The 12,660-nt window shown below is 37.3% G+C and carries 5 protein-coding genes; all 5 read right to left on the reverse strand.

Going from position 1 to position 12,660, the window contains the following annotated elements:
* Window positions 1-28 precede the first annotated feature (28 nt).
* Complete coding sequence (locus CEY12_RS11895) at window positions 29-6,487, reverse strand: GEVED domain-containing protein (protein WP_089027901.1); 6,459 nt, start codon at window positions 6,485-6,487, stop codon at window positions 29-31.
* Between the two features lie 170 nt (window positions 6,488-6,657).
* The gene (locus CEY12_RS11900) at window positions 6,658-9,618 is read right to left on the reverse strand and encodes a reprolysin-like metallopeptidase (protein WP_089027902.1); all 2,961 of its coding nucleotides are present in this window, start codon (window positions 9,616-9,618) and stop codon (window positions 6,658-6,660) included.
* A gap of 486 nt (window positions 9,619-10,104) precedes the next feature.
* Window positions 10,105-10,773 (reverse strand): DUF6048 family protein, encoded by a 669-nt coding sequence (locus CEY12_RS11905; RefSeq protein WP_089027903.1) that lies wholly within the window; start codon window positions 10,771-10,773, stop codon window positions 10,105-10,107.
* Window positions 10,739-11,218 carry a DUF6452 family protein gene (locus CEY12_RS11910; protein WP_089027904.1) on the reverse strand — a complete coding sequence of 160 codons (480 nt, stop codon included), beginning with the start codon at window positions 11,216-11,218 and terminating at the stop codon, window positions 10,739-10,741. Before CEY12_RS11910 ends, CEY12_RS11905 begins: the two co-directional genes overlap by 35 nt.
* A 29-nt stretch (window positions 11,219-11,247) precedes the next feature.
* A complete protein-coding gene (gene rlmD / locus CEY12_RS11915) occupies window positions 11,248-12,654 on the reverse strand; it encodes a 23S rRNA (uracil(1939)-C(5))-methyltransferase RlmD (protein WP_089027905.1) in 1,407 nt (468 codons plus the stop codon).
* Window positions 12,655-12,660 lie beyond the last annotated feature (6 nt).

Raw genomic sequence — 12,660 nt, forward strand, 5'->3', positions numbered from 1 at the left:
GCTCATTTTATTTAATAATGATTATTTATTATTCTTTGATAAATTTCTTCTGAGCTGTGCCTTGAACATCTTCGATGTCGATCACATATACTCCATTTATCAATCTGCTAACATCGATCTTATTATTCAGGATGACTCCGCTAATAACAAGCTGTCCTGCCGCATTGTATAGTTTATAATTAGCTTTCTTACTAATATTTTTCACATACAATACTGAGCTTACCGGGTTAGGATAAATCAGAATTTCTGTTTGATTAACAGGATTAGGTACTGTTCTTTTAGAAATTCTCACTGTATAATCCTCAACCTCTCCATTTGCAAAGCTTATACAATTCACAGGAATACCTCCTTTTTGCATCGCAACTCTCATTACAACATATTTGTAGTCTGTCATACTGATGAATGCATCTGCAGGTACACTAAACGTTCCTTTAACAGGCGTTACCGTGTTAGGTGAAGATACAAGGATTCTTTCACTAGGATCGAAAGTTCCGCTTCTGTCGAAATCTATCCATACAGCAATACCTTCGTCATTGGTTGTTCCTGTCCAAGATTTAGTAATTGAAATTTCATTACCTGAAGAACCTTGAATCAATTCGATGAATTTTTCAGGAATTCCTGTAAAGTCTGAATAATTCTGAGCATTTGAATCGTTAGACATTTGTGGCTTATCAGTAGGTTTTACTGTAACGTTAGAAATGTACTCACTAACAGAACTTCCGGACGACATCTGACAGTAAATTACAGTCGGAGTTGTAAAGAAGTATGGAGGTGTAAAGGTACCAGGTGTACCGCTACAGATATTAGCAACCTGCATTTCATATTTCGTTAATTCAGTTAACCCTGTAAGAGTAAGTGTATTTGTCGCTACCGGAATCGTTGTCCAGCTTGGAATACCTACTTTTCTATATCTTAAGATATAGGTAGCTCCAGGGAATGGATCCCAAACTACGATTGCTGTTGTAGGAGTCAAGTTAGTTATCGTTAATCCAGGAGGCGGCAATTCACACGTTCTCTCTGTTGTAAACACCTTAGGGTTTGAATATGGGTTAATTGTTGTTTCACCCACACACTTATTAGCCACCTGAACCTCATAAGTCGTATAAGGACTTAATCCGGTCAATGGATAAGAGTTCCCAGGTGTTACCGGTACTGTTACATCAATCCAGGTGGTTGTTCCTACAATTCTGTATCGTAATACATATGTTGCACTAGGTACAACTGGTGCCCATGTAACCAATGCTGAGTTTGTTGTAATGTTACTAATGGTTACAGTAGGAGGCGTAGGATCACATCTTGTAGAGAATGTCTTAATTGGCGTAAACACTCCTGGTGTGGTTCCACAACTTGCAGCAACCTGTACTTCATACGTAGTTGCAGGAGTTAAACCAGTCAATGTAATAGGTGGATTACCTAAAAGTGTAGATACGTTAACGCTTGTCCATGCTGTAGATCCTAAAGGTCTGTATTGTAAAATATACGTAAGACCATTTGTTACACCTGTCCAGTTTATGATAGCTGAAGTATGGGTAATGGTACTAAAGTTTAGGTTGGTTGGTGTACCTGTCGCACATGGTCTGATTCTTACCGCATAATCTTCTACCTCACCATTTACAGCCACCTGACACATAACCGGAGAACTGTTGCGTTTTAGCACTACTCTCATTGTCGTTGTCAGAGGTCCGCTATATGCTGTCGAAGGCACATTGAATAATGATGTAACCGTATTTGTTGAATTCGACGGTGATGACATGATTTGTTCATTTGCTTCGAACACTCCATTTCGGTTAAAATCGATCCATGCGCTTACGGCATCACTATTTGTAGCACCAGCCCATCCTTTAGTAACAGATAGTTTATTTCCTGTTGAACCAAGTTCCAGGTTAACCAACGTAGGAGGTGTTGTATAACTGATATAGTTTGTTTGAACCGAAGTATTACTCATTGGTGCAATACCTGGGTTTACAGAGGCAACCGTTACATTCGCAATGTAATCGTTGGTTCCTGTTCCTGTCATATTACAATAACTAATAGCAGTTGTTGTAAATGGTATCGAAGCAGAGAACCCTCCTAGAGTACCACTACATCTCGTTGCAACTTGTACCTGATATGTAGTTAGCTCGGTAAGTCCGGTAATCGTGTAGCTGTTACCAGGCGCAAGAACAGGGTCAATAGTTGTCCAAGCTCCTGTAGCTCCAAGTCTCCATCTTAATACGTAAGTAGCACCTGTAGCCGCCATCCAAGAGACATTTGCTGTCGTTGCTGTAATATTAGATACTGTAATATTACTTGGAGGTGCTGTAGTACATGGCTGGATATCTACAAATTTCACAGCATAGTCTTCTACCTCACCATTACTTGTAAGGTTCTGACATGCATTATCAATTGTATTATAATAAACAATGACACGCATTTTCACAATGTTTGTTCCGGTATATGCCGTAGCAGGAACAGTAAAGGTCGCAGTTACAGGAGTTGTACTGGAATACCCCAGATTCATTACTCTTTCCGCACCATTGTCAAAGATACCATCGCCGTTATAATCTATCCATACAGAAGTAGCATATGTACTTGATAAGATTACTCTTCCAATGGAAATGTTATTTCCTGTAGAACCACGAACAAATGTAATAAGCTTGGTCGGGTCCGGAGAATAATCAGTATACGTCGTAGCTCCGGAATTATTGATCATCACGATAGAATTGGTAGGAGTGACTGTTACATTATTTATATAACCATCTCCTACTGTCGCCGTTCCTGAATTACAATAACTGATCGCCGATGTTGTAAAGTTTACAGATGGAGACCAAGCTCCCTGAGCACCACTACAAATTGTTGCAACCTGTACCTCATAAGGAGTTGTTGCATTTAAGTTCAAAATCGTATAGATATATCCAGGTGCAGGAACAGGATTAACTGTTATCCAAGCAGCTGATGCTGTCGGCTTATACCTCAAAGCGTAAGTTGCCCCAGTAGCATTCAGCCATGAAACTGTAGCTGTAGATGCAGTAACACCATTTACCATAATTGGCGCTGGTGGTGCAGGAGAACATGGCTGTAAGTCTACAATTTTCACAGCATAGTCTTCAATTTCACCATTCGTAATATTTACACATGGATCAGTAACGGTAGATGAAGAAATAATTACCCTCATTCTAAGAGTAAGCGGACCGTTATATGATGTATTCGGAACTGTAAATGTCGCAGTGATAGGTGTTGTATTATTTGGTGTTGTATTGATTACCCTTTCATTTGCTTCAAATATTCCGTTTCTGTTAAAGTCAATCCAGGCTCCAACTGCTAAAGAAGGAGGGAATGTACTTGGTGTAATCCAAGATTTACCAACTGAAATACCATTGTTTACAGAACCACGTACTAATGTTACCAATTTGGTTGGATCCGGAGTATAATTTGTGTAGGAATTTGCTCCGGTGTCATTATTCATAACATATGAATTAGTTGCCGTTATCTTAACGTTTGAAATATATCCGTTCGAACTATTCCCCGTCACATTACAATAGTTTACAGCCGGGGTACTGAATTGAACAGGAGCTGTAAAGGTTCCCGTTGTTCCGGAACATATATAAGCCACACGAACTTCATACTGAGAAGATTCCGTTAAACCTGTGATGGTATATGCATTCGTCGTTAAAGGAACTGGTGTCCAGGTAGTCGCTCCTACAGCTCTATATTCTAAAATATAAGTTGCTCCAATAGCAGGATCCCACATTACATATGCTGATGTTGCGGTAATATTAGTTACACTAAGGTTTAAAGGCGCATTACTTGTACAAGGTATTGGCTGAATTAACTTCACTGCATAATCTTCAACTTCACCATCACCAAAGTTTTGACACATGATTGGAGAAGTAATATATCGCATTGCCACTCTCATTCTTGTAGTTGACGGGCCATTGTATGCGGTTGCAGGAACATTAAAAGTAGCCGTTACCGGAGTAGTCGTGTTAGAAGGTGAATTCATCACTTGCTCGGAAGCATCAAAAATACCATTTCTATCAAAATCTATCCATACTCCTACTGCCTCTGAATAAGTAAATCCTCCAGGATAAAATTTAGAAACAGAAACTGTATTGCTTGCAGATCCTATAACCAAATTGATCAGGGCACTTGGAGTAGTTGTATAATCTGTATAGGTACTTCCTACTGAATTATTACTCATCACAGCTGCCCCATTTGGAGTTACTGTTACATTAGAAATATATTCACTTGCGAAGTTACTTGATTGCATCTGACAATAGTTCAATCCAGGAGTTGTAAAATTCACAGAAGCAGAGAAAGCACCCTGAGTTCCTGAACATACATTTGCGACCTGTACTTCATATTGGATTCCATCAGTTAATCCTGTTAATACAACAGTATTAGTCGTTGCATTTACAGGAATCCATGTAGTACTTCCTACCGGACGATATTGAACAACATATGTTGCTCCCGCAGAAGCTGCCCATGAAACCGTTGCTTGCGTCTGAGTGACTGCAGAAACAACGACACCTGTTGTTGGAGCTCCGGTACAAGCAGCTAAACTTGCTACCGTTGCACTTCCTATGGCATAAAATACGTTACCAATAGAACTTACTCTGATTTTAACTGTAGAACCTAATGTTAAAGCCCCGAATGTTAAAGACTCGCTTCCATCATTTGCTGTTGAAGGAGTTAAAACATTCCAGGTAACACCATTATCTGTTGTATAATCAATTTTTACATTGGCCACACTATATGGTGCCGCTGTAGTATTTACAACATCCCAGGTTACTGTAGTTGGACCATTATTATAGGCAGTTGCAGTCGTTACTTTAAAAGGACCGTCGTTACCAACAATAATTGTCTGATCTGAATATTGGGTCTGTTGTTGATTAGCTATAGGGCTGTTATCTCTTACTGTTACAGAGAACTTAGTAGTTCTTGCCACAGTAGAAACTGACTCCCAGCCATTATTTGAATTATTAAGAACTCCAGCTAACACTGAAGATAATTTAGGAAAATATCTTGTAGGGCTTGTCGTTGGATTTAAAGATCTGAACGTAGCCCCTGTAGTAGTGGTTCCTAAGTTATTTTTATTAATCGTAATACTCGCATTATCTACCTCTTCCCAGGTATAGGTCATTGGATCATTTTCAGGATCTGTAGCAGATGCTGTTAATACAAATGCTGTTCCCTTAGGAATGTTATAGGTGGGTAAAGCTGCAATTACAGGTGGATTATTTGCAACCGGAGTTTCCACATCACAGGTTTTGCTAATCAAATTAGCCTGTACCTGTTTAATACTTGCAATATGAAAATAATCATCTGAATGAGGCTGCACATCAGTATTGGCACCGGTAATTCCAGCATAGCCCATTATCGTTGATCCTGAACCAGGTTCCATATTCACCCCCGTTCCTTCAAGTGCATGAGAGAAAGTATGGTTACCTCCCAACTGGTGACCCATTTCATGAGCCACATAGTCAATATCAAAATTGTCCCCCTGCGGGATTCCATCTGCTGGAGATGTATATCCGGAACCTTTTCCTTTAGGAACTCCTGTAGTTGGATCCACACAGACGCATCCTATACATCCTGCGTTACCTCCACCTCCTGAAGCACCAAATAAATGCCCAATATCATAATTGGCATTTCCAACGTTAGCAGTTAATGTATTTTGCAATTCTAAATTCCAAGCACCTCCTGCTCCAGCAGCAGCCGGAGAATAAGGATCGGTTGCAGCATTGGTATAAATTACCCCAGGAAAATTCTGTAAATTTAAATGAAGTGCAAAATCTTTTTCAAAGACCCCATTTACTCTTGTCAGGGTTGCATTAATTGCAGTCAATGCTCCGGCAACTGTACCCCCATGGAATTGGGTATACTCTCCCGTCACAGACATTACCAATCGCATTGTTCTATACTTCTTATCAGAAGATTTAGAAAAATTAGTGGTTTGGTTAGTAAATGCAGCACCCTTGTCATAAAGTTTACTGATGTCTTGTTTAGATAAAAAGCTTTCGTTCATAGAACATAAAAAGCCCTCACTGCTTTTATCAGTTTTCGGATGCACACCGTAAACCGTTTTGTCTTTATTCACCGGCTCTACAAATTCAGCGATCCCATTTTTGAAAATCATTGACTGAAAATCATTTGGTGCTAAACTGAATCTCAGATATTTGCCCGGATCATCGATCCCGACACCTACATAAGATCCCAGTTGATACTCGTCTGCCAGTGTCTTTACAACAACCGGAAAGCTGTAAACGGCAAACCTTTCAATTTTCCCATCCATGGTTGGCAACGAAATAGTCACAGGCTTTGCATTCTTGCCTGTTTCCTGAGCGTTCACCAATTGGGATTTTAATAAGGGAATGTCTAAAGAGTAATAGTTCTTAATTTCAGAACTCCCTCTGATTTTCTCTCCCTTGAATGATGTCGGACTCCATTGTGCACTGGTGACGACAAACAGACAGAGAAAGAAGAAAGAAGTAAAAATTTTCTTCATAAGCTTCTCAATATATTATATTAATTACACAAATCTAATCATTTTTTATTAGTAATTTATAGGTACATTCATTTTTTTTATACAAATTTCACAATAATATAATTTATCACTTCAAAATAAAAAAATCCCCAGACAGTGTCTGGGGATTCCATATTTATAAGAATATGTTCTTATTTCTTGATGAATTTAGATTTAAATACATCTTTTCCTTTTTCATCAATTGTGATTACATATCCACCTTTTACCAAAGTAGAAACATTAATTTTTCCACCATTGATATTTCCACTATTCACTAACTGACCAGTAACGCTATAAATTTTATAAGTTGCTTTATCAGAAACTTTCGTAATGTTTAATACATCACTTGCCGGGTTAGGATATAATTGGATACCATCATTTTTAATAACAGTTTCAGAAGTTCCCAATGTTGCAGTTGCTACAACATTATAATCTTCAGCTTCTCCATAGCTAAGTGTTCCACAAGGACCTGTTAAAGAAGCTCCAGCATTAGAAGGACCTCCATATAACAATACAACTCTCATTCTCATAGGCTGACCTGTCACTGCTGACTGAGGAACTGTAAATGAACCTGTAATAGGACCTGTTATTGCTCCAACAGGATAGTTAAGAACTCTTTCGGAGCTTTCAAATACACCATTCTTATTAAAGTCGATCCAAGCAGCTACTGTATCAACATCTGGAGTTCCAATAGTAACTGAAATTGGATAAGTACTACCTTTTATTACATTAATCTGAAGAGCAGGGTTATTTGTATAGTCGGTATAAGCACTTCCTACAGATGTGTTATTTATATTTGCAACTGTTACGTTAGAAATAAACTCATCATCTATATTAGTTGCCTGAGTTACACAATACGTCAAAGTCTGTATTGTAAAGTTTGTAGACGGAGAATAAGTACCCGTTGTACCACTACATACAGTAGCTACTTGTACTTCATAGATTCCACCTTCAGCTAAACTATTTAATGTTGTATAAGCTGTATTTAAACTCACTTCAGTCCAGCTAGTTTCACTTACCTTTTTGTAACGCAATTTATACGTAGCACCTACAACAGGCTGCCATGTAACATCTGCAGAATGCGCTGTTATGTTTGTTACCACAAGATTTGTAGGAGCATTTCCGTTACAAGGCGCAAGTGTAGTAACCATTATTGATTTTACAGTATAGAATATATTTCCGATTGATGAAATTCTCACCTTGATCGTTTGTCCATTCAAAGAAGATGGGAAAGTATAATTTTCAGAACCATCATTTGGAGTTGATGCTGATAATACCGTCCATGTTGTTCCATTGTCAGTTGTGTAATCAATCTTCACATTCGCTACATTGTATGGAGCTGCAGTAGTATTCGCAACATTCCATTCTATCGCAGAAGGAACATTGTTATTTACATAAAAATTATTGATCTTAAATGGACCATCACTTCCCACAACAACAGTTTGTTCTGCATACTGAGTCTGCTGCTGATTAGCTGCCGGGTTATTATCTCTTACTGTTACAGAGAATTTTGTAGTTCTCGGTACCATAGAAACAGATTCCCATTGATTATTAGAGTTATTTAAAACTCCAGACATTACAGACGCAAATTTAGGGAAATATCTAGTTGGGCTTGTACTAGGTGCAACTGATCTAAAAGAAGCTCCTGTAGAAGTTGTACCTAAATTAGCATTATTAATAACAACATTTGCATTATCTACCTCTTCCCAGCTATATGTCAATGGATCATTTTCAGCATCTGTTGCAGAAGCCGTTAATACAAATGCAGTCCCTAAAGGAATATTATAAGTCGGCAACGCAGCAATAACAGGTGGGTTATTTGCTATATCTGTTTCTATATCACAAGTTTTTGCAATTAAGTTAGCCTGAACCTGCTTAATACTTGCAATATGAAAATATGGATCAGAATGAGGCTGTACATCGGTAGTAGGACCTGTGATACCAGCATATCCCATAATTGTAGTTCCTGAGCCTGGTTCCATGTTTACACCAGAGGGTTCTAAGCTGTGTGAGAAAGTATGGTTTGCTCCCAATTGATGCCCCATTTCATGAGCTACATAATCAATATCAAAAGTATCTCCTGAAGGTGGGTGCAAAGCAGAAGCATTTACTGTTCCAGTTGCTGGAGATGTAATTCCCGCACCTTTCCCTAAAGAATTGTTATTTGCTGGTGCAATACATACACAACCGATACAACCAGCATTTCCACCACCACCAGAGGCACCAAATAAGTGACCGATGTCATAATTAGCACTTCCTACAACAGTAGTAAGCTGCTGCTGTAAAGACAAATTCCAAGAACCCGGAGGCGCTAAAGGGTTTGTAACAGTCGCATAAGGATCTGTTGCTGCATTATCAAAAATTAGAGTTGGATAACTTAAAACATTTAAATGTAATGCAAAATCTTTTTCGAAAACAGCATTTACTCTCGTCACTGTAGCATTAATTTGCGCAAGCGCATTAGCCACACCTCCGAAATACGCAGTATACTCACCAGTAACTGACATAGCCAATCTCATTGTTCTATACTTCTTGTCAGAAGTTTTAGAAAAACTAGTAGGTTGATTGGTAAAAGACTTTCCGTCTTTCAACAATTCTTTAATTTGATTTTGTGATACTGGATCTTCTTCTGTTGAACACAAGAAACCATTCTCATTTTTCTTTGTTTTAGGGTGTACACCATACACTGTTTTATCAGCATTCACCGCATCAATAAATTCATATCTACCGTTCTGAATGATCATTGATTGGAAATCATTTGGAGCAACAGAGAATCTCAGATATTTACTCGGATCATCCAAACTAACTCCAGCATAAGATCCTAACTGATACTGATCAGCAAAATCTTTTGTCATTACCGGGAAGCTATAAACAGCAAATCTTTCAATTTTTCCACCCAAAGTAGGAAGTAAAATTTCTACAGGTTTAGAATTAGGCCCCATTTCCTGAGCACTTCTAAGCTGTGATTTTATTTTGTCAAGATCGAGCTTGTAATAACCTCGGACATAATTTGATCCTAGTTTCGCCCCTCTTTCATAAGTCGTAGGAGTCCATTGCGCCATGGCAGAAACTCCTATCAAACTACAAAATAAAGTAGTAAGTAGTTTTTTCATAAATTAATCTTTTTTTAAATTCACATTTAACAAAAATAGAAAAACTTAAACATATATTTAACATAAAATATGATAAATATAAAAATAGATTAATTACGTTTTGAAACACATTAAAATACCATAATTTTATTATATAATTCAAAATAAAAAACCCGTACAAAAAGTATTAAAAAATCATACTTGAAGATACAATACTTGAAATAAAAACAAAAAAGACTACTCAAATTTACGAATATACAAATCAAATAAAAACCCTACTACTTTACAGGAGTAAGGTCAAATATTTTAATTAAAAATTAAATTAGCTTAATATTAAGGTATTATTAATATAATTCACTATTACAAAAAAAATAAAGGTAATCACGTAAAAGAGGGTATACGATCCCCTTATCTACTAACTTTGAGGAAGAAATATTCCTTAAAGAATCTAAATCTGATGTCGATTACAAAAATAAACCTGAACTTTGGTTCAGGTTTATATAAAAATTAAAATTTATATGCTATATTCCAGGAGAAGCCCATATTGAATTTAGATGAACTTCGGCCAAAGCCCGGAACTATCATAGGCTGTATATCATCCTGCTTTGTGGTAAAAACCATATACTTCGGTTGCAGGTTGACGTCTATATAAAAATTAGACTCAAACAACTGAACCCTGCCTCCTATCACTCCTTCAAGCCAATAGGAAGACTGAGTAGAGGACGGAAAGGCTACAGAAGAAGCACTTCCTCCAAATCCCCGAACAGGTATTGCCATATACTCCTGGGTATAAAATGAACCCCCTGCTTTCCCTCCTGCATAAAAACCATTAAATTCATTTTCCGGATCACTGGCAAGCATATAAAAAACACCAAGTTTTACAAAAGGTCCATTTACCTTGGCATCATAGCCATTTTTTTGATAAACATTCTTTTCAAAACCCGCTTCTGCAATACCATGTAAACTCCCTTTTATTTTTGAGGATATAAATCCCTGATATAATTTTCTATCTGAAAAGAAGGCACTCCCCGTATTGAGAACATCAAAACCAACCATAAAATTAGGTTCATACTTCCATTTTTCTTTCTTAGGTTCTACTTTAGTTTTTTTCTGCTGAGCATAACCCAGGAGACTTAATGCACTAAAAAAGAAGGTAAAGATTAGTTTTGTCTTCATTCTCTATATTATTTTGTACAATTTCAACTTTCTTCACAGGATTATCAGGTGTTGGTAATTCAGAATTTAAGTTTTCATACGTTTTTTTCAATCCACATCCGGGAGAAACATATTTTGATTTAGTGGTATAGCTTATTCTAACTTTTGATTCCGCCCCCTTAACGGTCAACCTGAAATAGACATCTGTGTAAGGTGAATCATCCACTCTTAAAGGTACTAATCTGGAGCTGATTTTTTGCAGCTTTCCCAATTGTACTTTACCGGAGCCATAATCCACAGCTACATAAAGAGAATCTAATGTTATGACTTTATCATTCTCTGCATTCTTAAATGCAATTTTCATTCTAGGGGTTCCTTCACCACTTTCGCAGATATCATCATCCCCGCCACAAGAGCAAAGCATTCCCAGCATTAAAGTCAATAAGAGAAATTTAAAATATTTCATAATAATATTTAAACTCAAATTTAGGTAAATTATTTTTTTATAAGCAATGCAATATTCTCAACATGATGAGTTTGAGGGAACATATCCACCGGTAATATCTTTACAACATTGTAATGATCCTTCATCAAAGCCAGATCTCTTGCCTGAGTTGCAGAATTACAGCTTACATACACCACTTTTTCAGGAGAAAGTTTTAAGATCTGCTCTACAACCTTCTGATGCATCCCGTCTCTTGGAGGATCTGTAATGAGTACATCAGCCTTTGGATGATTTTCTAAGAATTCATCATTAAAGACATTTTTCATATCTCCACAATAGAAAGTGCAATTGGTAAGACCATTTAATTCAGCATGTTCAATAGCTGCATTAATAGCTTCCTGAACTGACTCTATTCCGATCACCTGCTTTGCTTTTCTGGCTACATATTGCGCAATAGTACCTGTTCCCGTGTAAAGATCATAGACAACTTCATCACCTTTCAGGTCGGCAAACTCTAACGTTTTTCTGTACAGTTCCAAAGCCTGCTTGTAATTGGTTTGAAAAAAAGATTTTGGTCCGATTTTAAACTTCAGCCCATCCATCTCTTCCATTAAAAAGCCCTCTCCAAAATAAACATTAATATCTAAATCGTAAATGGAATCATTTTGTTTTGGATTAATAGCGTAGACCAAGGTTTTAATTTGTGGAAACTTACTTAATAAAAACTCAAAAAGCTTCTCTCTGTTTTCAGCCTCTTCTCTGTAAAGCTGAAACAAAACCATCCATTCTCCTTTGGAGTTTTGCCTCATCATCAAAGTTCTCAAAAATCCTTCCTGATTTCTTACATCAAAGAAATCAAATCCATTTTCAACTCCGTAATTTTTCACTGCCAGACGGATCGCATTTGACGGATCCTCCTGAAGGAAACATTCTTTAAGATCTAGAATCTTACTCCACATCCCCGGAATATGAAAACCTAAAGCATCCTTGCTGCCAAAGTTTTCTTCTGAGCTTATTTCATACTGTGTAAGCCATCTTGCATTTGAAAATGAGAATTCCATTTTATTCCTGTAGAAATACTGTTCCTCAGCACCCAGGATCGGAATGGTTTCAAAATCTTCAATTCCACCAATCCTTTTTATATTATTGTAAACTTCCTCCTGTTTAAAATCCAACTGCTTTTCATAGCTCATATTTTGCCATTTGCAGCCGCCACAAATTCCAAAGTGAATACATTTAGCATCTACCCTAAATGGAGACTTCTCAACAACCTCAAGAGTTTCAGCCTCAAAATATTTAGATTTAGACTTTTTAACTCTTGCATTAACAACATCTCCCGGAATACCTCCTGAAACCAAAACCGTCTTCCCTTCCTCTGTTTTTCCTATGGCTACTCCTTTAGCACCTGCGGTTAAAAGTTTAATATTTTCAAGAATAATATCTTTCTTCTTTCTCATTCCCTA

Source organism: Chryseobacterium sp. T16E-39, assembly GCF_002216065.1.
Taxonomy (GTDB): Bacteria; Bacteroidota; Bacteroidia; order Flavobacteriales; family Weeksellaceae; genus Chryseobacterium.

Coding starts and splice junctions, on each gene's coding strand:
- CEY12_RS11895 (WP_089027901.1), bottom strand. CDS start 6,487: ATGAAGAAAATTTTTACTTCTTTCTTCTTTCTCTGTCTGTTTGTCGTC.
- CEY12_RS11900 (WP_089027902.1), bottom strand. CDS start 9,618: ATGAAAAAACTACTTACTACTTTATTTTGTAGTTTGATAGGAGTTTCT.
- CEY12_RS11905 (WP_089027903.1), bottom strand. CDS start 10,773: ATGAAGACAAAACTAATCTTTACCTTCTTTTTTAGTGCATTAAGTCTC.
- CEY12_RS11910 (WP_089027904.1), bottom strand. CDS start 11,218: ATGAAATATTTTAAATTTCTCTTATTGACTTTAATGCTGGGAATGCTT.
- rlmD (WP_089027905.1), bottom strand. CDS start 12,654: ATGAGAAAGAAGAAAGATATTATTCTTGAAAATATTAAACTTTTAACC.